The 21,467-nt window shown below is 71.2% G+C and carries 16 protein-coding genes and 1 riboswitch; of the genes, 6 read left to right on the top strand and 10 right to left on the bottom strand.

What is annotated here, in order from left to right; translation table 11 throughout:
- Positions 1-7: 7 nt before the first annotated feature.
- A complete protein-coding gene (locus tag LZ604_RS08080; protein WP_234513695.1) occupies positions 8-2,812 on the bottom strand; it encodes a bifunctional acetate--CoA ligase family protein/GNAT family N-acetyltransferase in 2,805 nt (934 codons plus the stop codon).
- 175 nt (positions 2,813-2,987) lie between these two features.
- On the opposite strand from LZ604_RS08080, the gene LZ604_RS08075 reads away from it, so the two are divergent.
- On the top strand, positions 2,988-3,269 hold the full coding sequence (locus LZ604_RS08075) for an HPr family phosphocarrier protein (protein ID WP_234513693.1): 282 nt from the start codon (positions 2,988-2,990) through the stop codon (positions 3,267-3,269).
- Between the two features lie 237 nt (positions 3,270-3,506).
- On the opposite strand, the gene LZ604_RS08070 is transcribed toward LZ604_RS08075, so the two are convergent.
- The 4 genes from LZ604_RS08070 to LZ604_RS08055 form a co-directional block, all read right to left on the bottom strand.
- Complete coding sequence (locus LZ604_RS08070; protein ID WP_234513691.1) at positions 3,507-4,205, bottom strand: GntR family transcriptional regulator; 699 nt, start codon at positions 4,203-4,205, stop codon at positions 3,507-3,509.
- 220 nt (positions 4,206-4,425) lie between these two features.
- A complete protein-coding gene (locus tag LZ604_RS08065; protein WP_234513688.1) occupies positions 4,426-5,178 on the bottom strand; it encodes a M23 family metallopeptidase in 753 nt (250 codons plus the stop codon).
- A gap of 12 nt (positions 5,179-5,190) precedes the next feature.
- Positions 5,191-5,369, bottom strand: a riboswitch (cyclic di-AMP (ydaO/yuaA leader).
- A gap of 235 nt (positions 5,370-5,604) precedes the next feature.
- Positions 5,605-6,993 (bottom strand): M16 family metallopeptidase, encoded by a 1,389-nt coding sequence (locus LZ604_RS08060; RefSeq protein ID WP_234513685.1) that lies wholly within the window; start codon positions 6,991-6,993, stop codon positions 5,605-5,607.
- Entirely contained in the window at positions 6,990-8,366 is a 1,377-nt protein-coding gene (locus tag LZ604_RS08055; protein WP_234513683.1) for a M16 family metallopeptidase, read from the bottom strand. Before LZ604_RS08055 ends, LZ604_RS08060 begins: the two co-directional genes overlap by 4 nt.
- A 299-nt stretch (positions 8,367-8,665) precedes the next feature.
- On the opposite strand from LZ604_RS08055, the gene LZ604_RS08050 reads away from it, so the two are divergent.
- Entirely contained in the window at positions 8,666-11,122 is a 2,457-nt protein-coding gene (locus LZ604_RS08050) for a DNA gyrase/topoisomerase IV subunit A (protein ID WP_234513680.1), read from the top strand.
- A 1-nt stretch (position 11,123) separates the two neighbouring features.
- Here the strand turns inward: LZ604_RS08050 and LZ604_RS08045 are convergent, their stop codons facing one another.
- Together LZ604_RS08045 and LZ604_RS08040 are read right to left on the bottom strand one after the other, a co-directional pair.
- Positions 11,124-12,287 carry a CobW family GTP-binding protein gene (locus tag LZ604_RS08045; protein ID WP_234513676.1) on the bottom strand — a complete coding sequence of 388 codons (1,164 nt, stop codon included), beginning with the start codon at positions 12,285-12,287 and terminating at the stop codon, positions 11,124-11,126.
- Positions 12,288-12,415: 128 nt separating this feature from the next.
- Positions 12,416-13,579, bottom strand: a complete 1,164-nt coding sequence (locus tag LZ604_RS08040; protein WP_234513673.1) for a citrate synthase/methylcitrate synthase — start codon at positions 13,577-13,579, stop codon at positions 12,416-12,418.
- A 96-nt stretch (positions 13,580-13,675) separates the two neighbouring features.
- Between LZ604_RS08040 and LZ604_RS08035 the strand changes: the two genes are divergently transcribed.
- From LZ604_RS08035 to LZ604_RS08020, 4 genes are all read left to right on the top strand, one after another.
- Positions 13,676-14,932, top strand: a complete 1,257-nt coding sequence (locus LZ604_RS08035) for a citrate synthase (RefSeq protein ID WP_234513670.1) — start codon at positions 13,676-13,678, stop codon at positions 14,930-14,932.
- Between the two features lie 157 nt (positions 14,933-15,089).
- Positions 15,090-16,040 carry a ferredoxin family protein gene (locus tag LZ604_RS08030; RefSeq protein WP_234513665.1) on the top strand — a complete coding sequence of 317 codons (951 nt, stop codon included), beginning with the start codon at positions 15,090-15,092 and terminating at the stop codon, positions 16,038-16,040.
- A 115-nt stretch (positions 16,041-16,155) separates the two neighbouring features.
- Complete coding sequence (locus LZ604_RS08025) at positions 16,156-17,889, top strand: ATP-binding protein (RefSeq protein ID WP_234513663.1); 1,734 nt, start codon at positions 16,156-16,158, stop codon at positions 17,887-17,889.
- Positions 17,886-18,575 (top strand): response regulator, encoded by a 690-nt coding sequence (locus LZ604_RS08020; protein ID WP_234513659.1) that lies wholly within the window; start codon positions 17,886-17,888, stop codon positions 18,573-18,575. Before LZ604_RS08025 ends, LZ604_RS08020 begins: the two co-directional genes overlap by 4 nt.
- Positions 18,576-18,589: 14 nt before the next feature.
- On the opposite strand, the gene LZ604_RS08015 is transcribed toward LZ604_RS08020, so the two are convergent.
- From LZ604_RS08015 to LZ604_RS08005, 3 genes are all read right to left on the bottom strand, one after another.
- Entirely contained in the window at positions 18,590-19,651 is a 1,062-nt protein-coding gene (locus tag LZ604_RS08015) for an ABC transporter substrate-binding protein (protein ID WP_234513656.1), read from the bottom strand.
- Positions 19,652-19,763: 112 nt separating this feature from the next.
- Positions 19,764-20,627, bottom strand: a complete 864-nt coding sequence (locus LZ604_RS08010) for an ABC transporter permease (RefSeq protein WP_234513655.1) — start codon at positions 20,625-20,627, stop codon at positions 19,764-19,766.
- Complete coding sequence (locus LZ604_RS08005; protein WP_234513654.1) at positions 20,617-21,432, bottom strand: ABC transporter ATP-binding protein; 816 nt, start codon at positions 21,430-21,432, stop codon at positions 20,617-20,619. Before LZ604_RS08005 ends, LZ604_RS08010 begins: the two co-directional genes overlap by 11 nt.
- Between the last annotated feature and the right edge of the window lie 35 nt (positions 21,433-21,467).

Below are 21,467 nucleotides of genomic sequence, written 5' to 3'. Positions count from 1 at the left end.
CCGCCGCTCAGTACGGCGGGAGCGTCCTCGGCCCGAGGTCACCGCGGGCGGGCGGCGGGGCGAGCCGCACGGTGGCACCGAGCACGCTCAGACCGCGGGGGGCGACGACGACGGGTTCCAGGGTGACGGCGACGACCTCGCGATGGTCGTCTACCAGGCGTGACACGCGCAGCATCAGCTCTTCGAGGGCGGGAGTGTCGACGGGGGCGGAGCCGCGCCAGCCGAACAGGAGCGGGGCAGTCCGGATCGATCGGACCAGGGAGGTGGCGTCACGGTCGGTGACCGGAATCAAGCGGTGCGCCATGTCGCCGAGCAGTTGCGAGGCGGCGCCCGCGAGCCCGAACGACAGCACGGCCCCGGCCGCCGGGTCGATCACGGCCCGTACGAGCGTGTCCACGCCGCGTGGCGCCATACCCTGCACGACCGGCCGTACCTCCTCGGGCCTTCCGAACAGTTCGGTCAACTCGGTGTACGCGCGCAGCAGTTGCTCCTCGTCGGCCAGGTCGAGGCGGACCCCGCCCAGGTCGGCGCGGTGCCTCAGGTGGGGTGCGGTGGCCTTGAGGGCGACCGGGTAGCCGATCGCGCGGGCGGCCCGGGCGGCGGCCTCGGAAGTGGGCGCGGGCAGTGCGCTGCGGACATGGATGCCGTAGCGCGCGAGCAGGTCGCAGGTCTCGTCCGTGCCGAGCGTGAGGCCCTGGCCCCGGGCGAGCAGCCTGCCGATCAGCGCGGCGGCGCCCTTCTCGTCGATGTCGTCGTACTCGGGCACCTTGCCGGGGTCGGCGGAGTCCCGTCGCCACTGGGCGTATCGGACCGCCTCCGCCAGAGCCCGGACGGCGCGTTCGGCGGCGGGGTAGGCGGGGATCAGGCGGGCGTCCGCCGGGGTCTGAACCGTGGCGGGCGGTGGTTCCGCCGGGCGCCGGGGGTCGCTGCGCTGGGCCTGGGGCGAGGTGCTGGCCGCGGCGGACAGCGCCTCGGCGAGACCGCCCAGCTCGACGTGGACCACGAGCACCGGCTTGGCGGGGGCAGCCGCGGCGGCCGAACGGAGGGCCTGCGCCAGCGCGGCGTCCCCGGCCGAGGTCTCCCCCACCGCCGGTATGGCCGTCACGACGACGGCATCGCACGCGTCGTCGGCCAGCGCCGCGGTCAGCGCCCCGCGGAAGTCCTCGGCCGACGCCTCCGTCGTCAGGTCGAGCGGCGGCAACGGGCGCAGCCCTTCCGTCAGACACGCGTCGTAGGTCAGCAGGCCCAGCGACTCGGAGTTGCCGAGGATCGCCACCCGCGGCCCGGCGGGCAGCGGCTGGCGGGCCAGCAGCAGCCCCGCGTCCACCAGTTCCGTGATCGTGTCCACCCGGATCACCCCGGCCTGCCGCAGCAAGGCGGAGACCGTGGCGTGCGGCAGGCGCGTGGCCCGTACGGCATGGCCCTGGGGGGCGCTTCCGTGCCGCGCGCCCTGCACCACGACCAGCGGCTTGGCCGCCGCCGTGCGCCGTGCGAGCCGGTTGAACTTGCGCGGGCTGCCGATGGTTTCCAGATACATCAGGGCGACGTCGGTGTCCGCGTCCTCGTACCAGTACTGCAGGACGTCGTTGCCCGAGACGTCCGACCGGTTTCCGGAGGAGACGAACGTCGACACCCCGGTCACCCCGGTGACGCCTCCGCCGCGGCGGTGCAGCCGGGAGAGCAGTGCGATGCCGATGGCGCCGGACTGGGCGAACAGCCCTATGCGCCCGGTGCGCGGCATCTCGGGCGCGAGGGAGGCGTTGAGCCGGACGTCCGGCGAGGTGTTGATGATCCCGAAGGCGTTGGGCCCGATGATCCGCATCCCGTACGACCGCGCCTGCCGCACCAGCTCCCGCTGGCGCTTGCGTCCGTCCGGCCCGCTCTCGGCGTATCCCGCGGAGATCACCACGAGCCCCTGCACCCCGTGCTCGCCGCACTCGGCGACGACCTCGGGGACGTGCTCCGCGGGGACGGCGACGACCGCGAGGTCCACCGGCTCGGGGATCTCGCGGACGGAGCGGTGCGCGGGCACCCCGTCGAGTTCCCTCCGGTCGGCCTCGAAGGCCTTGTTCACCGCGTACAGGTGGCCGGTGTAGCCGCCGTCCCTGAGGTTGCCCAGGAGGCTGCGGCCCACTCCCCCGGGTGTGCGGCCCGCGCCGATCACGGCGACCGAGCCTGGCGCGAGCAGCCGCTGCACCGACCGCGCCTCGGCCCGCTGCTCCCGCGCCCGCTGCACGGCCAGCGACCGGTCCGTGGGCTCCAGGTCGAACTCCAGGCGTACGACACCGTCCTCGAAGCTGCGCTTCTGCTGATACCCGGCGTCCGTGAACACCTTGATCATCTTGGTGTTGGCGGGCAGCACCTCGGCGGCGAACCGGCGGATTCCGCGCTCCCTGGCGACCGCCGCGATGTGTTCGAGGAGGGCGGAGGCGACCCCGCGCCCCTGGTGCGCGTCCTGCACGAGGAAGGCGACCTCGGCCTCGTCGGCCGGCGCGGAGGCGGCCATGCCGTCGGCCCCGATGCGGTCGTAGCGCACGGTGGCGATGAACTCACCGCCGATCGTGGCCGCAAGTCCCACCCGGTCCACGAAGTCGTGGTGTGTGAAGCGGTGGACGTCCCGGGCGGACAGACGGGGGTACGGCGCGAAGAAGCGGTAGTACTTCGACTCGTCCGAGACCTGCTCGTAGAAGCTGACGAGGCGCTCGGCGTCGTCGGCGGTGATGGGTCTGATGCGCGCGGTGCCGCCGTCGCGCAGCACCACGTCGGCCTCCCAGTGGGTGGGGTACTCCTGCCGGTCCGACGCGGTCTGCATGGGCCCCAGAGTACGGCTCGCGTCCGACAACGGCGCGAGGCAGGCTGGGGGAACCGAGCGGGCACCGTCCAGGATGCGGACCCGCACGGGGAGGGGGCTTCCACCCGGTCCGGGAACGCTTCATCATATGGAAAACTGGTCTAGACAACCCTGAACTCCTGAAGGGCAGCAACACATGGCTGAGCGCCGCGTCAACGTCGGCTGGGCCGAGGGCCTCCACGCCCGCCCCGCTTCCATCTTCGTCCGGGCAGCCACGGCCTCCGGGATCCCCGTGACCATCGCCAAGGCCGGCGGCAACCCCGTCAACGCCGCGTCCATGCTGGCGGTTCTCGGCCTGGGCGCCCAGGGCGGCGAGGAGATCGTCCTGGCCTCCGACGCGGAAGGCGCGGACGCCGCGCTGGACCGCCTGGCCAAGCTGGTCGCCGAGGGGCTCGAGGAGCTTCCCGAGACGGTCTGACCCTTCGCACACCACGGTCACGGAAGCCGCGCCGCCCTCGGGGCGGACGCGGCTTCCGCCATCTTTGGGCGCCACCGAATTGCGCCTCGCTCCGGGCGCGCACGAGAAATACGGCACCGTCGTGAGAATTACGCGCGACACACCGAAATCACGCACGCCGATTTCACCGTGCGCATGAGAACGAGGGCGGAGGAAATAGGCTCCACCGAATATCCCTCTTTGTATACGGCGTCCGTGTTAATGCCGGGCCGCCGACAGGTTTACCGCATGTTGCGAAGTCCTCACACGCTCCGCGCGGTCGCCGCCCGCGCCGGGAAGGCGCAGCCGGTGCCCGGCCGTCGCGCGCTCGACGTGCAGCGCCGTGAGGGCGCGCGCCCGCTCACTGTCCCCGCGTGCGACGGCGTCCACGATGCCGCCGTGCTCGGCCCAGGACTCCACGGGGTTGGCCGGCATCTCGACCGAGTACATCCAGGCGATCTTGTGCCGCAGCTGGCCCAGCGTCGACGTGAGCGCGGGGCTCCGGCAGGCCTGCGCCAGCGTCTCGTGGAACCATCCGCCCAGAGAGCGCAGGTCCTCGCCGGCACCCCTCCTGGCACGCTCCTGTCCCAGCCTGACCAGGCCGCGCAGCACCTTGAGATGGCCCTCGGTGCGGCGCTGGGCGGCCCGGGCGGCCCCCAGCGGCTCCAGCAGCATCCGCATCTCGAGCAGGTCGGCGGCCTCTTGCGCGCTGGGCTCCGCGACACACGCGCCGGCGTGTCTGCGGGTGACGACGAAGCCCTCGGCCTCCAGGGTCCGCAGGGCCTCGCGCACGGGGACGCGAGAGACGCCGTAGCGGCGGGCGAGGAGCTCCTCGGTGAGCCGGCTGCCGCGCTCGTAGACACCCGCGACGATGTCATCACGGATCGCCGTGCATACCGAGTGCGCCGGAATACGCATGACCGACCTCCGCCTTAAACCCCGTGAAACGTCGACGGTTGACGTGTGTTCTGTCGACTCTATTGCAGCGGGGCCGAATTTCCGACGGCGGGCCGGAATCCATGGATATTTTTTGGACAGACAACAGTTCGACACAGCGATGACCCCGGCCGAGGAGCCGGGGTCATCACATCCGAACACGCCGCACGCCGGGCGGCGGCCGGCGGCCGCCGTGCGGCGGTCAGACGTTCACGCCGTGCGACCTGAGGTAGGCGACGGGGTCGATGTCGGAGCCGTACTCCTGGCTCGTGCGCGCCTCGAAGTGGAGGTGCGGCCCGGTGGTGTTGCCGGTGGCCCCGGACAGGCCGATCTGCCGGCCGGGAGTCACACTCTGGCCCACCGAGACACCGATGTACGACAGGTGACCGTACTGCGTGTAGGTGCCGTCGTTCATCTTGATGACGATCTGGTTGCCGTACGCGCCGCCCCAGCCGGTCTCGACGACGGTGCCCGAGCCCACGGCGTGTACGGGCGTGCCCGTACCGGCGTGGAAGTCAATGCCGGTGTGGGCGCCGGAGGACCACAGCGAGCCGCCGGACTTGTAGCCGGTGGAGACATAGGAGTGCAGGACGGGCGCCACATACGCGTTGAGGCGCTCGCGCTCGGCCTCGCGGGCGGCGCGCTCCTTGGCCTCGCGCTCCTTGCGCGCCTTCTCCGCGGCCTGCCTGCGCGCGGCCTCCGCGGCCTTCTTCTGCTCGGCGGCCTGCTTCTGGGCGGCGGCCTGGGCGTCGATCTTCGCCGCGACCGAGTCGCCGAGGGTGACGGCCTGGAGCAGTCCGGTCTCCTCGACGGCGTGCCCGGCGGCGAAGGCCGGGGCGGCGAGGGTGCCGATGACGCCGGTGGTGGTGAGCGCCGCGACACCCACGGCGTTCGTGGTCGTACGCCGCATGCGGCTCGGACGGCGGTGCTTCCCGGTGGCGCAGGTGAACGCCATGAAGTGGCTGGTCCTTTCCTTCCCTCTCGCCTACCGGGTTAGCTGACGGGTTCGGAGCAGGAAGGTCTCCTACGGGCTGACGCCCGATTCACCCCAGGGACTGCATGAGCCCCGGCCGCGAAGGCGCGAGGGCAAGGTGGGTCCCCGGCTCCCCTGGCTCGCGCCGTACGGGGACTCGGCGATGGCTGTCCGGTGCCGCGGGTGCGGCGCACTGCCTGACGGACAGCCCGACAGACGCTAGAAGCGCTCCGTTTCGCTCGGCAAACCGATCAGGGGGTTTGTAGCGCATCCCACAGGGCAGAGCGGCAGCCTCTGTGGCAATACGGACAAACTCGCGAATGAGCCCGAAAGAACGGGCCCTGGTGGCGGAAGACGTCACCAGGGCCCCTTCGGAACGTCGCCGCCCCGGACGCGTACGACGCGTCCCTACTCGGCCCGGACGACGCGGACTTCACCGATGCCGAGCGCCTTGACGGGCTCCTCGATCTGCGCGGCGTCGCCCACCAGGACGGTCACCAGACGGTCCACCGGGAAGGCGTTCACGACGGCGGCCGTGGCCTCCACCGTGCCCGTCTCGGCGAGCTTCTGATACAGCGTCGACTGGTAGTCGTCCGGCAGGTGCTGTTCGACCTGGTCGGCGAGGGTGCTCGCGACGGCTGCCGCGGTCTCGAACTTGAGCGGTGCCACACCCACCAGGTTCTGCACGGCGACGTCACGCTCGGCGTCCGTCAGCCCCTCGGCGGCGAGGGTGCGCAGCACCTTCCAGAGGTCGTCGAGCGCCGGGCCGGTGTTCGGCGTGTCGACGGAACCGCTGATGGCCAGCATCGCGGCGCCGGTGCCGTCGGGCGCGGAACGCAGCACCTGGCCGAACGCCCGCACACCGTAGGTGTAGCCCTTCTCCTCGCGCAGGACGCGGTCCAGGCGGGAGGTGAGCGTGCCGCCGAGGCAGTACGTACCGAGCACCTGTGCGGGCCACACCCGGTCGTGACGGTCGGCGCCCACGCGCCCGATGAGCAGCTGCGTCTGGACGGCGCCGGGGCGGTCGACGATGACCACGCGGCCGCTGTCGTCGGCGGTCACCGGGGGCGCGGGACGCGGCTTGGCGGGCGCCGCCGTCCAGGCCCCGAGCGTCTCGCCGAGAAGCGCGTCGAGGTCGACGCCGGTGAGGTCGCCCACCACGACGGCGGTGGCCGTCGAGGGCCGCACATGCCGTTCGTAGAAGGCCCGGACCGCCGCGGCGTCGATGTGCGCCACCGTCTCCTCGGTGCCCTGGCGCGGGCGCGACATCCGCGAGGACGCCGGGAACAGCTCCTTGGAGAGCTCCTTGGCGGCGCGGCGGGCCGGGTTGGCGGTCTCGTGCGGGATCTCGTCGAGGCGGTTGCGCACCAGGCGCTCGACCTCACCGGCGTCGAACGCCGGTGACCTCAGGGCGTCGGCGAGCAGTCCGAGCGCCCTCGGGAGGCGGGAGACCGGCACTTCGAGGGACAGGCGCACACCGGGGTGGTCGGCGTGCGAGTCCAGGGTGGCGCCGCAGCGCTCCAGCTCGGCGGCGAACTCCTCGGCCGAGTGCTTGTCGGTGCCCTCGGAGAAGGCACGCGCCATGATCGTGGCGACGCCGTCGAGGCCGGCCGGCTCGGCGTCCAGGGGCGCGTCGAGGAGCACCTCGACGGCGACGACCTGCTGGCCGGGGCGGTGGCAGCGCAGCACCGTCAGGCCGTTGTCCAGGGCACCGCGTTCGGGCGCGGGGAACGCCCAGGGCCGAGCCGTGCCCGGCCGGGGCTGCGGGTGGAAGTCCATGGTCGCGAGCTCGGTCACTTCGCCGACTCCTCGTCGTTGCTGGTGCCTTCGGCGGTGGTCTCGGCGGCTTCCGGGGTCTCGGCCTCGGCCGCCACCGGCTCGTACACGAGCACCGCGCGGTTGTCGGGGCGCAGGCGGGCCTTCGCGATCTCCCGCACCTCCTCGGCGGTCACGTCGAGCACCCGTCGCACGGCGGTCAGGGCGAGCTGCGGGTCGCCGAACAGCACGGCGTACCGGCACAGTTCGTCGGCGCGGCCGGCGACCGTGCCGAGCCGGTCGAGCCACTCGCGCTCCAACTGGGCCTGGGCACGCTCCATTTCCTCGGCCGTGGGGCCCTCCTCGGCGAACCGGGCGAGCTCCTCGTCGATGGCGGACTCGATGACGGGCACCTCCACGTCGCCGGAGGCCTTCACGTCCAGCCAGCCCAGCGAGGGCGCTCCGGCGAGCCGGAGCAGGCCGAATCCGGCGGCGACGGCGGTGCGGTCACGTCGGACGAGCCGGTTGTAGAGCCGGGAGGACTCGCCGCCGCCCAGGATGGTGAGGGCCAGATCCGCCGCGTCGCACGCGCGCGTGCCGTCCTGCGGCAGCCGGTAGGCGCCCATCAGGGCGCGCGCCGGGACCTCCTCCTCGACGACCTCGCGCAGCTGCTCGCCGATGGTGTCGGGCAGCGAGCCGTCGCGCGGCTCGGGCTTGCCGTCGTGGGAGGGAATCGACCCGAAGTACTTCTCGACCCAGGCGAGGGTCTGCTTCGGGTCGATGTCGCCGACGACCGACAGAACGGCGTTGTTGGGCGCGTAGTACGTGCGGAAGAAGGCGCGCGCGTCCTCCAGGGTGGCCGCGTCCAGGTCCGCCATCGAGCCGATGGGCGTGTGGTGGTAGGGGTGGCCCTCCGGGTAGGCGAGCGCGGTCAGTTTTTCGAACGCGGTGCCGTACGGAACGTTGTCGTAGCGCTGGCGGCGCTCGTTCTTCACGACGTCCCGCTGGTTCTCCATGGACTCGTCGTCGAGGGCGGCGAGCAGCGAGCCCATGCGGTCGGCCTCCAGCCAGAGGGCGAGCTCCAACTGGTGGGTCGGCATGGTCTCGAAGTAGTTCGTGCGCTCGAAGCTCGTGGTGCCGTTCAGCGAGCCGCCCGCGCCCTGCACCAGTTCGAAGTGGCCGTTGCCCTTCACCTGCCCCGAGCCCTGGAACATCAGGTGCTCGAAGAGGTGGGCGAGGCCGGTGCGGCCCTCGACCTCGTGACGCGATCCGACGTCGTACCAGAGGCACACCGCCGCGACCGGGGTCAGGTGGTCCTCGGAGAGCACCACGCGCAAGCCGTTGGCCAGGCGGTGCTCGGTCGCTGTCAGGCCCCCGGAGCCTGCCTCGGCTGTGGCCGTGTGACCCATGGGCATGTACGTCCCTTCGATCGCGGAAACTGTCGCGGAAATCAGCGGTTTCCCGCCGGTCCTGTCACTGTATGCAAGCGTGCGGACGAGTGGCCAAGTTCCCGGGCTGCGTACGCCGAGAGCGAGACCCTGATTACGGGGGGTGGCGGACACCATACGGTGTTGACGGCTCGGAAGCACGGGCGTCCCCCGCGCCGGGCCCCCAGGGGACGGGTCCTGGTCCACGTTGTCGGTGCGGCGGTCCACAATGGTCGGCGTCAGACTTCCGTTCATGCCCAGCACAGACTGTGAAGGAGCCGGCAGCAATGGCCCGCCGCAGCACGAAGACCCCGCCGCCCGACGATCCGTACGAGGAGAAGATCCTCGACATCGACGTCGTCGACGAGATGCAGGGCTCCTTCCTCGAGTACGCGTACTCGGTCATCTACTCCAGGGCCCTGCCGGACGCCCGCGACGGCCTCAAGCCGGTGCACCGGCGGATCGTCTACCAGATGAACGAGATGGGCCTGCGCCCCGAGCGCGGCTATGTGAAGTGCGCCCGCGTCGTCGGCGAGGTCATGGGCAAGCTGCACCCGCACGGCGACGCGTCGATCTACGACGCCCTGGTGCGCATGGCCCAGCCCTTCTCGATGCGCGTCCCCCTGGTCGACGGCCACGGCAACTTCGGCTCGCTGGGCAACGACGACCCGCCGGCCGCGATGCGGTACACCGAGTGCCGCATGGCCGAGGCGACCGGCCTCATGACCGAGTCCATCGACGAGGACACGGTCGACTTCACGCCCAACTACGACGGCCAGGAGCAGGAGCCGGTGGCGCTCCCGGCCGCCTTCCCGAACCTGCTGGTGAACGGCTCCTCGGGAATCGCGGTCGGCATGGCCACGAACATGCCGCCGCACAACCTGGGCGAGGTCATCGCGGCCGCCCGCCATCTGATCCGCCACCCGAACGCGGACCTGGACACGCTGATGAAGCACGTCCCGGGACCGGACCTGCCGACCGGCGGCCGCATCGTGGGCCTCTCGGGCATCCGGGACGCGTACGAGACGGGCCGCGGCACCTTCAAGATCCGCGCCACGGTCTCGGTGGAGGACGTGACCGCGCGCCGCAAGGGCCTCGTCGTCACGGAGCTGCCCTTCACGGTCGGCCCGGAGAAGGTGATCGGCAAGATCAAGGACCTGGTCGGCTCGAAGAAGCTCCAGGGCATCGCCGACGTGAAGGACCTCACCGACCGCGAGCACGGTCTGCGCCTGGTCATCGAGATCAAGAACGGCTTCGTGCCGGAGGCGGTCCTGGAGCAGCTCTACAAGCTGACGCCCATGGAGGAGTCCTTCGGCATCAACAACGTGGCGCTGGTCGACGGGCAGCCGCTCACCCTGGGCCTGAAGGAGCTGCTGGAGGTCTACCTCGACCACCGCTTCGAGGTGGTCCGCCGCCGCTCGGAGTTCCGCCGCGGCAAGAAGCGCGACCGCCTGCATCTGGTGGAGGGCCTGCTCACGGCGCTGGTGGACATCGACGAGGTCATCCGCCTGATCCGGTCCAGCGACAACTCCGCGCAGGCCAAGCAGCGCCTGATGGAGCGCTTCTCGCTGAGTGAGATCCAGACGCAGTACATCCTCGACACCCCGCTGCGCCGTCTGACCAAGTACGACCGCATCGAACTGGAGACGGAGAAGGAGCGGCTCAACGCCGAGATCGCGGAGCTGACCCGGATCCTGGAGTCGGACGCGGAGCTGCGCAAGCTGGTCTCGGCCGAACTGGCCGCGGTCGCCAAGAAGTTCGGCACGGAGCGGCGCACGGTGCTGCTGGAGTCCTCCGGCGCCCCGGCCCCGACGGTCCCGCTGCAGGTCGAGGACGCCCCGTGCCGGGTGCTGATGTCGTCCACGGGCCTGCTGGCGCGCACGGCGAACGGCGACCCGTTCGCGGAGGACACCGAGGGCAGGCGCGCGAAGCACGACGTGATCGTCTCCGCGGTGCCGGCGACGGCCCGCGGCGAGGTGGGCGCGGTGACGTCCGCCGGCCGGCTGCTGCGGCTGAACGTGATCGACCTGCCGCAGCTTCCCGAGACGGCCACGCGGCCGAGCCTGTCCGGGGGCGCGCCGGTCTCGGAGTTCGTCTCCCTGGCACCGGACGAGACGGTGGTCTGCCTGACGACGCTGGACGAGTCCTCCCCCGGCCTCGCGCTCGGTACGGAGCAGGGCGTCGTCAAGCGTGTGGTCCCCGACTACCCCGCGAACAGGGAAGAGCTGGAGGTCATCACCCTCAAGGAGGGTGACCGGATCGTCGGCGCGACCGAGCTGCGCACCGGCGAGGAGGATCTGGTCTTCATCACGGACGACGCGCAGCTGCTGCGCTACCAGGCGTCCCAGGTGCGTCCGCAGGGCCGCCCGGCGGGAGGCATGGCGGGCATCAAGCTCACGGACGGCGCGAAGGTCATCTCCTTCACGGCGGTGGACCCGGCGGTCGATGCGGTGGTCTTCACCGTCGCGGGCTCGCGCGGCACGCTCGACGACTCGGTGCAGACGACCGCCAAGCTGACCCCGTTCGACCAGTACCCGCGCAAGGGCCGGGCCACGGGCGGTGTCCGCTGCCAGCGGTTCCTCAAGGGCGAGGACTGCCTGTCACTGGCGTGGGCGGGTGCGATGCCGGCCCGGGCCGCGCAGAAGAACGGCATGCCGGCCGAGCTGCCCGAGATCGACCCGCGGCGTGACGGTTCGGGTGTGTCACTGCCCAAGACGGTCGCGGTGGTGGCGGGACCGGTGTAGGTCAGCGCGCGAGGTCATCGAGGTCATCGAGGTCCCCGAAGGGGTCGACGACCTCAGGGACTTCAGGGACATCGGCGACCTCGGCGATCTCGGTTGCCCCGGGGACCTCGGTTGCCTCGCCGTCCTTGTCCTGGACGTAGCGAAGGACGCCCCACATGCCGCGCTCGTCGGCGTGTGGGGTGTCGTCCGCGCACGCCTGGAGCTCCTCGCGGAGGGCGGCGGTGTCGATGCCGGACCCGATGAGGACGAGTTGGGTGAGCCGGTCGTCGTCCGCGCTCCACGGCTCCGGGTAGAAGCGCAGAAACCGGCCGACGGCGTGCACGGCGTACCGGTTGCGCCGGTCGGCGGCGCCGAAGTCGACATATCCCTTGATCCGGTAGAGCCCCTCCGGCCTGGTGTCCAGGAAGTCCAGCAGTCGCCCGGGGTTCATGGGCACGCGGGAATCGAAGGAGAGGGTGTCGTAGGCCGTGTGCAGATGGGCATGGTGCGGGCCGTCGTGCTCGTGCTCGTGGTGCCGGTGGAGGTCGTCGAAGGACAGCTGCCCGATCCGCTCCTCGGCCGGCCGGCAGTCGAACAGGAATCCGGGGTCGATGCGCCCGTAGACGGCCGGTACGACCGCGGCCCCGTCGGTGAGCGTACGTACGAGCCGGAGGACCCGTTCGCCGTCGTCGGCCCGGTCGGTCTTGTTGACGACGACGAGGTCGGCGAGGGCGAGATGCCGGTCGAGTCCGGGGTGCCTCTCGCGGGTGGCGTCGAACTCGACCGCGTCGACGACCTCCACGAGTCCGCCGTAGACGACACGCGGCTGCTCGCTGGCGAGCACCATGCGGACGAGTTCCTGAGGTTCGGCGAGCCCGCTGGCCTCGATGACGATGACGTCGATGCCGGCGGAGGGATGGGCGAGCCGGTCGAGATAGCCGTCGAGTTCGCCGGCGTCGACGGCGCAGCACAGACATCCGTTGCCGAGGGAGACCGTGGAGTCCCCGAGCGCGCCGGCGACCGCCATCGCATCGATCTCGATGGCCCCGAAGTCGTTGACGATGGCGCCGATGCGGCTGCCTCCGCTGTGGTGGAGGAGGTGGTTGAGCAAGGTGGTCTTGCCCGACCCCAGGAATCCGGCGAGGACCACGACCGGAATCTGCTGCGGACCCGACGACCGACTCACCGTGTGCCCCTTCTCGTACGACGTCCAGACGCGACGAACGCCGCCCCAGGATACGAGGGGCGGCCCCACGAGATGACCGTCGGTCGGCGGCGCTCGCGGGGCTGCGTGGAGCCGGGCCTCGGCGGAGGTCAGGCAGCCGGCACGGCCACCGGTGGGACGGCGCCCACATACCGGGCGGCCGGGCGGATGATCTTCGGGTCTTCCGCCTGCTCCAGAATGTGGGCGCTCCAGCCGACCACGCGCGCCGTCGCGAAGGTCGGGGTGAACATCTCACGCGGGAGACCGCAGAGTTGCATGACCACGCCCGCGTAGAACTCCACATTGGTGTGGAGTTCGCGGCCGGGCTTCAGTTCGGCCAGGAGGGCCTCCACACGGCGCTCGACCCGGATCGCGAAGTCGACCAGCGGACCGCCCAACTGCTCCGCGATGCCCCGAAGCATCCGTGAGCGCGGATCCTCCGTGCGGTAGACGGGGTGACCGAAGCCCATGATGCGGTCGCCGGCGAGGACGCGTTCGCGGATCCAGGAGTCGATACGGTCCGGTGTGCCGATCGCGTCGAGGGCGTCGAGGGCCCGGCTCGGTGCACCGCCGTGGAGCGGACCGGACAGGGCACCGACGGCACCCGACAAAGCAGCCGCCACATCCGCGCCGGTCGATGCGATCACCCGCGCCGTGAACGTTGACGCATTGAATCCATGGTCAATGGTCGAGATCAAGTACTGCTCTACAGCTCGCGCCCGCGCTTCGTCGGGTTCCGAACCCGTCAGCATGTACAGGTAGTTGGCGGCGTGCGGCAGGTCCTCGCGCGGCTCGACCGGTTCCAGGCCCCGGCCCAGCCGGTACAGCGCCGTCAGCAGCGTGGGGATGGCCGCGGCCGCCGCGAGGGTGTCCTCACGGCGGCGCTCCGCGGCGATGTCGTAGACCGGCCGGAAGTCCTTGGCCGCGCCGAGCAGGGACAACGCGGTGCGAAGCCCCGACAGCGGTCCGGACCGGCCGCCGGCCGCCGCCACCGCGGGGAGCACGGCCCGCACCTCGTCGGGCAGGCGGCGCAGTGCGGCGGTCCGGGCGGCGAACGCGGACGCCTGCGCCGCGTCCGGCAGTTCGCCGTGGACCATCAGATGCCAGACGTCCTCGAAGCCACGGGTCCGCGCGAGTTCGACGGCCGAGTACTGCCGGTAGTGGTAGAACCCCTCGAGCCCCCTGACGTCACCCAATGCGGTGTCGGTGACGACGACGCCCGCGAGTCCCCGCGGCACGTCGGTGGAGGCCGTTGCGGCCCTGTTGATCGCCATGTGTCCTCCTTGTAGTTGACTCGACTGTCTATGCTTGACTCATCTACTGTCAATATTGATTGAATCAATACATCGTCCATGGATACGGTTGCGACCATGAGGGATCAGGAAGCGGCTCACGGTCAGGACGGGACTCGGCTCTCCACCAGGGAGGCGGCCGAGCTGCTCGGCGTGAAGCCCGAGACCGTGTACGCCTACGTGAGCCGCGGACAGCTCAGCAGCAGGCGCGAGCCGGGAGACCGCGGCAGCACCTTCGACGCCAAGGAGGTGGCGGCACTCGCGCGACGCAACAGGCGTGAGCCGGGAGGGAGCTCACCCACCGGCGGAGATCTGTCGGTCCGTACGGGCATCACCCTGATCGACAAGGACCGCTACTACTTCCGCGGCGTCGACGCGGCCGAGCTGGCCGCGCGCCACTCCTACGAAGAGATCGCCGAGTGGCTGTGGACCGGGCAGCTGCGCCCCGGAGTGACCTTCACGGCCCCGGACACCGCGGTCACCGTCGCCCGCCGCGCGGTGAACGCGCTACCCGAGCACAGTGGCCCCACGGACCGACTGCGGGTGGCCGCGGTGGCGGCGGCCACCGTCGATCCGCTCCGCTTCGACCTGTCGCCGGACGCGGTCCTCGGCGTCGCCCGCGCACTCATCCCCACCCTCGTCGCCGCCCTCCCGCCGCGGCGGCGCGACCATCGCGACGAGGGTCCGCTGGCGCGGCGCCTGTGGGGGCGGCTCACCGGCAGGAACCCCGACGAGGCGTCACTTCGGGTGCTGGACACGGCACTGGGGCTGCTCGTCGACCACGACCTGGCCGCCTCGACCCTCGCTGTCCGCGTCGCCGCATCCGCCCGCGCGCACGCGTACGCCGCCGTCTCCGCGGGCCTCGGCGTGCTGGAGGGACCCCTGCACGGGGCGGCCAGCGGCCTTGCGCACCGGATGCTGCTGGATGTCCTTGACCGGGGCACCGCGGGCCCCGTGATCGCCGACGAACTGCGCGCCGGACGCCGGATTCCCGGGCTGGGCCACCGGCTGTATCCCGGCGAGGACCCGCGCGCCGGTGCGCTGTTCGCCCTTCTCAAGGACGTGCCGGGTGCGGAACCGGCCCTGGCCGCCGCCCGGGACATCGTGTCGACGACGGCCCGCCACACGCCCCTGCACGCCAATGTCGACCTGGCACTGGCCGTTCTCACGGTGGCCTCGGGCATGGACGCCACGGCGGGCGAGACGGTCTTCGCCGTAGCGCGTACGGCGGGCTGGATCGCCCACACCCTGGAGGAGTACGAGGAACGCCCGCTGCGTATGCGCCCGAGCGGCCGTTACGTGGGACCGCGTCCGCCCCAGCCGCTCCCCCGCTGAGCCCGGGGGCGCCCGGCGTCCGCACCGCGCCGCCGGGCAAGCGGGCGTCCATCCGCCCGCGGCGCGCTCCCCCACTGCCGCCCGCCGGCCCCGTCGCACCCCGCTCCCTGCGCTCGGTGGAAGTGACCATGGGGCAAGTCAGGTTAGGCTCACCTCTGTGAGTACGTGCACGAGCGCGTCCCGGGACCTCGACGAGCCCCTCGCGGGGACCGCGGCGACCGCGAGGACATGGCTGCTCCTGGAGCAGCCCGGGCCCTGGGGTCCCAAGGCGCTCACCTCGAGCCATCTGGACCCCGGGCTCGGCCGTGCCCTCGAGGCGGCCGCGGAGGGCACCGGTGTGCGCATCGCGCTCATCCGCCGCCCCGGCAGGCACGCCGACTGCGGCACGACTTCCGTACGGCAGGTGTATGCGGCCCACACCGTCCCCGGAAAGACATGGCTGCACGCCGCCACGACATCCGAGCCGGAACAGCTGCTCGATCTGGACTTCGCGGCGCTCGGCAGAGGCGATCACTTCACCTTCGACGCATCGCTCCAGGGCAGGCCCCACACAGGTGATCCCCTCGCGCTCGTCTGCACCAACGGCAGACGGGACCGCTGCTGCGCCCTTCTCGGCCGCCCGCTCGCGTCCGAGCTGACGGCCTCCGGAGTCGACGGTGTCTGGGAGGTCACCCATCTCGGCGGCCACCGCTTCTCCCCCACGCTCCTCGTCCTCCCGTTCGGCTACGCCTACGGCAGGGCCCAGGCGCCGCACGTCAAGGAGGTCCTCCACGGTGTGCGCGAAGGGCGGGTCGTGCTCGAGGGCTGTCGCGGCAGCTCCGCCTGGGAACGGCCCGCGCAGGCGGCGGAACTCGCGGTGCGCACATCGGCCCACGAGTACACGGCGGACGCGCTGACCGTCGTCCGCACGGACGGTGCCGCGCCGCGCTGGGAGGTCACCGTCGCCCACACCGACGGCCGGCTGTGGCGCGTCCTCGTGGCGCGGGGCGCCTCCCTGCCGCCGCGCCCGGAGAGCTGCGGTTCGGAACTGGGTGCGCCGGCCCGCATGGACGTCGTATCGGTACGGGAGCTGCACTGCGCGGCGGTGGCCGACCGCGCGCACTGCTGAGACACACCCCCGCGCGGTGGCGCTCCGGCCCTCGTCAGGGCCCCTACGCGCCCCCACAGGAGATCCACGCCACACCCCTACGGCAGGGCACGCCCATGCCCGTACCGTCGTACGCATGAGCCCCTCTCCCCCTGCGCGACGGCTGCGCCTCGGCCTGCCGCGGCGGATGTTCTCGCAGCTCCTGCTCATGCAGGTGGCGATCGCCGCGGGCGTCGCCGTGCTCGCGACCGGGCTGTTCCTGGCCCCGCTCGGTCACACGCTGGACGACCAGGCGATGCGCCAGGCCCTGGCGATCGCGCAGTCCACGGCGGCCCAGCCACAGATCGCCAAGGACCTGCAGTCGACACGGCCGTCGCCCGACGGGCCCGTGCAGGCCGAGGCGGAACGCATCCGCAAGGCCAGCGGGGCCGAGTACGTCGTGGTGATGAACATGCAGCATGTGCGCTGGTCGCACCGGGACCCCTCACAGATCGGCAAGCCGGTCTCGACCGATCCGAGCGAGGCCCTGGCCGGCAAGGAGGTCATGCAGATCGACAGCGGCACCCTGGGGCGTTCGGCCCGCGGCAAGGTGCCGCTGCGGGACGCGCACGGCCGGATCATCGGCGCGGTCTCCGTGGGCATCGAGTACAACAGCGTGCGGGCCCGGCTGATCCACGCGATACCGGGACTGTTCGCGTACGCGGGCGCGGCCCTCGCCATCGGCGCACTGGCCGCCTATGTGATCTCGCGCAGGGTTCAGCGGCAGACCCGCGATCTCGCCTTCTCCGACATCTCCGCGCTGCTCGCGGAACGGGAGGCGATGCTGCACGGCATCCGGGAGGGCGTCGTCGCCCTGGACCGCGAGGGCCGGGTGCGGCTCCTCAACGACGAGGCACAGCGGCTGCTGGGCATCGGCGACGAGGTCGTCGGCCGGTCCCTCGACGAGGCGCTCGGCCAGGGCCGTACGACCGATGTGCTCGCCGGACGGGTCACGGGCACGGATCTGCTCACCGTGCGCGGTCACCGGGTCCTGGTCGCCAACCGCATGCCCACCGACGACGGTGGCGCCGTCGCCACCCTGCGCGACCGGACGGAGCTGGAACAGCTGGGCCGCGAGCTGGACTCCACACGCGGTCTGATCGACGCCCTGCGCGCACAGGACCACGAGCACGCCAACCGGATGCACACGCTCCTGGGCCTGCTCGAACTGGAGATGTACGAGGACGCCGTGGAGTTCGTCGGCGAGGTGGTGGGCGACCACCGGGCCACCGCGGAACAGGTGACCGAGAAGATCCACGATCCGCTGCTCGCCGCCCTGCTGGTGGGCAAGGCCACGGTCGCCGCGGAGCGCGGTGTGGCCCTGTGGATCGCGGATCGCACGCTGCTGCCGGACCGGTTGATCGACCCTAGGGGGCTGGTCACGGTGGTGGGCAACCTGGTCGACAACGCACTGGACGCCGTCGCGGGCACTCCGCACGCGCGCGTGGAGGTCGAACTGCGCGCCGAGGGGCGCACGGCGGTCCTCCGTGTGCGCGACACGGGACCCGGAGTCCCGGCCGAGCGCCGGGAGTTGGTCTTCACGGACGGATGGTCGACCAAGCAGCCCCCGGCCCACGGCAAACGCGGGATCGGCCTGTCGATGGTGCGCCGTCTCGCCGAACGCCAGGGAGGCAGTGCCCACGTGGACGAGGCGGAGGGCGGGGGCGCGGAGTTCACCGTCGTCCTGCCGGAGGCGCTCGAGGAGCCTGGCCCGGCGTCCCAGCCCGATGCCGGGGAGCGCCGGGGCCTCGTTCCCGCCCCACAGGCGCCCGCGGGCGGCGCGTCCGGCAAGGTGACACCTGTCCAGGGCCTCGAGGAGGAGTCGCGGTGAACCGGCGCATCGACGTACTGGTCGTGGACGACGACACCCGGGTCGCGCGGGTCAACGCCGCGTACGTGGAGAAGGTCCCCGGCTTCCGGGTGGCCGCCGAGGCGCACAGCGCGGGCGAGGCACTGCGCCGGATGGAGAGCCTGCCCCGTCCGGGCCTGGTGCTGATGGACCACTATCTGCCCGACCACACGGGGATCGCGGTCGTCCAGGAGATGCGCCGCCGTGGTCACGACACCGATGTGATCATGGTGACGGCGGCCCGTGATGTGCGGACCGTGCAGGCTGCGATGCGGCACGGGGTTCTTCACTACCTGGTCAAGCCGTTCACGTTCGCGGGCCTGCGCGCCAAGCTGGAGGCGTACGCCGAACTGCGCCGCACGCTCGACGGCGGTGGTGAGGCCGAGCAGAGGGAGGTCGACCGGATCTTCCGTGCCCTGGCGGCCGGTCCGGAGACGGGGTTCCCCAAGGGGCACTCCCCCATCACGGCGGACCTCGTGCGCCGTGCTCTGGTGGGCGCCGAGGGGGCGCTGTCCGCGCAGGAGATCGCCGATCGGACCGGACTGAGCCGCCAGACCGCCCAGCGCTATCTGAAGCTTCTGGAGCGCACGGGTCGGGCCACGCTGACTCTCAAATACGGCGACGCGGGCCGCCCGGAGCATCGCTACGTCTGGGCGGCCCGCGTCTGAGGGCACGGCTGGGGTCAGCCGGTTGCCTTCTTGACGAACTCGGTGGTGTACGTCTTGCCGAGGTCGATGGTGGCGTTCTTGATGTTGGGGTTGAACGCCTTGAGGACCTTCTCGACGGTCTGGGGGCCGTCCTGGGGCATCACGCCGTCGGTGGTGAACATCGGCAGGGTGCTCTTGATGGCGCTCGCGTAGAGCGTCTTGTCGCCCTGGGAGTAGTCGGCGGGCATCTTCGCGGCGATCTCGTCCGCGGAGTGCGTGGACATCCACTTCAAGGTCTTCACAAAGGCGTTGGCCAGCTTCTGGACCGTGTCCTTGTGGCTGTTCACCCAGTCGGTCTGCATGTAGAGGCTGGACGACGGGTACGGGCCGCCGAGCGCCTGCTGTGAGCCCTGCGGGGTCCGCATGTCGACGAGCACCTGCCCGAGCTTCTTCTTCAGGACCGTGGCGACGGTGGGGTCCGTGGTCATGCCGGCGTCGATGGAGCCCTTCTGGAGGGCGGAGACGAAGGTGGGGCCGGCCCCGACGGCGACCGGGCTGAACTCGCTGACCTGCACGCCGTTCTTGACCGCCAGGTACTTGGTGAGGAAGTCGGTCGAGGAACCGAGACCCGTGATGCCGAGCTTCCTGCCCTTGAAGTCCTTGGGCGAGGTGATGTCCTTGGCGCTCTTGCCGGAGACGATCTCCACCTCACCGGGCGCGTGCGAGAACTGCACCACGGACTCCACGTGCTTGCCCTTGGTCTGCAGGTCGAGCGTGTGGTCGTAGAAACCCACGGCTCCCTGCACCTGGCCGGAGACGAGCGCCGTCTCGGCCTGTACGCCGGCCGGCTCGCTCAGCAGTTCCACGTCGAGGCCCTCGGCGTCGAAGTAGCCGAGCCGCTGGGTCAGCATGGCGGGCAGGTAGATGACCTTGTCCAGGCCACCCACCATGATCTTGACCTTCTCGCCCTTGCCGTCTCCCTTGCTGCCGGAATCCGAGGAGGCGTTGCCGGCGGCTTCGTTGGCGCAGGCGGTGAGGGAGGTGGCGGCGAGCAGGCCGGCCGCGGCGAGAGCGGCGATTCTGGCGGTCTTGCGCATGGTGGTTCACGTCCTTGTGAGATGGCGGTGCGGGGGGAGGAACAGGGGTCCCGGAGGAAGGAGCGACGGCTCCTCTCTGGGGGAGACGGCTCCTCTGTGGGGGAAGGGTGGATCAGTGCCCCGAGTCCGACGGCTTCCAGCGGAAGATGCGGCGCTCGGCGAAGGTGAGCAGTCCCTCGGCGACCAGCGCGACGACCGCGAGGATGACCATCGCGGCGTACACACCGGCTGCGTTGAAAGTGCCCTGGGACTGGGCGACGAGCAGACCGACGCCCTTGGTGGCACCGATGTACTCCCCGACGATGGCGCCGATGAGGGCGAAGCCGAAGCTGACGTGGAGGCTGGTGAAGATCCACGAGGTGGCCGAGGGGATGACGACCTGAAGGGTCACACGGCGATCGCCGGCGCCCAGGATGCGGGCGTTGGCGACCAGGTTGCGGTCGACTTCGCGGGCACCCTGGAAGGCGTTGAAGAACACGGGGAAGAAGACCAGGACGACGGCCGACGCCACCTTGGAGGACGGCCCGAGCCCGAACCAGATCACGAAGATCGGCGCCAGGACGATCCTGGGGATGGAGTTGAGCACCTTGATGTATGGACCAAGGACATCGGCGAGGAAGGCGATCCGTCCCAGCGCGATACCGAAGAACACTCCGGCCGCCACGCCGATGACCCAGCCGAGCAGCGCCTCCTGGAGGGTGACCCAGATCTGCTCGCCGAGCGAGCCGAGCGCGGTGCCATGGGTGATCCAGGTATAGATCTGGTCCCAGATCTTCGAGGGCGCCGAGAAGTTGAACGGGTCGATGACCTCGGCCCGGGAGAGCACCTCCCACAGTCCCAGCACGGCGACCAGCAGCAGCACACGCGCCAGCAGGACGACGGCTTTGCGTTTGCGGGCGGCACGCGCGCGTGAGTGGGCTCGGTCCGGCTTGGACGTGTCGATCGTGGCCGGTGCGGAGATGACGTCAGGCGACATGGGCGGCACCCCTCTCGCGGGTGATGCGGACCTCTTCGCCGAGGGACTCCCAGATCTCGCGGTAGATCTCGATGAACCGCGGCTCCAGGCGCACCGACTCCACCTTGCGCGGCCGCGGCAGGTCGATGTCGAAGACCTGCTTCACGGTCGCGGGTCCGGCGGTCATCACCACGACCTTGTCCGCCAGCGCGATCGACTCCTCCAGGTCGTGGGTGACGAAGACGACGGAGGCGCCCGTGCCCTCCCACAGCTCCAGCAGCTCGTCCGACATCAGGGCCCTGGTCTGGACGTCCAGTGCCGAGAACGGCTCGTCCATGAGCAGGATCTCGGGGTCGTTGACGAAGGTCGCGGCGAGGGCGACACGCTTGCGCTGGCCGCCGGAGAGCTGGTGCGGGTAACGGTCCTCGAACGCTGCGAGCCCGACCCGGGCCAGCCACTCCCGCGCCTTCTCCCGGGCCTCCGTCTTGGGCACACCACGGAAGCGGGGGCCCGCCATCACATTGGACAGCACGGTGCGCCAGGGGAATGTGGCGTCCTGCTGGAAGACGAAACCGACCTTGTTCCCGACGCCGGCGACCGGCTCGCCCGCCACCAGGACCTCGCCCTCGGTGGGCTCCTCCAGGCCGCTGACCAGCGTCAGGGTCGTCGACTTGCCGCATCCTGTGGGTCCGACGACGGCGACGAACTCGCCGCGCTGCACGGTCAGGTCCAGGCCCCGGACAGCCGTGTGCAGACCCCCCGACGGGGTCCGGAAAGTCTTGCTCGCGCCCCGTAGCTCGATTGCGGGGCTGGTGTCTGCGCTCATGGCCGGGACCGTAGGTGTGGTGCGAACCACAACAG

It is taken from the genome of Streptomyces glomeratus (genome assembly GCF_021462825.1).
In the GTDB taxonomy this organism is placed as follows: domain Bacteria; phylum Actinomycetota; class Actinomycetes; order Streptomycetales; family Streptomycetaceae; genus Streptomyces; species Streptomyces glomeratus.
This window is presented reverse-complemented; position numbering and strand designations above follow the sequence as displayed.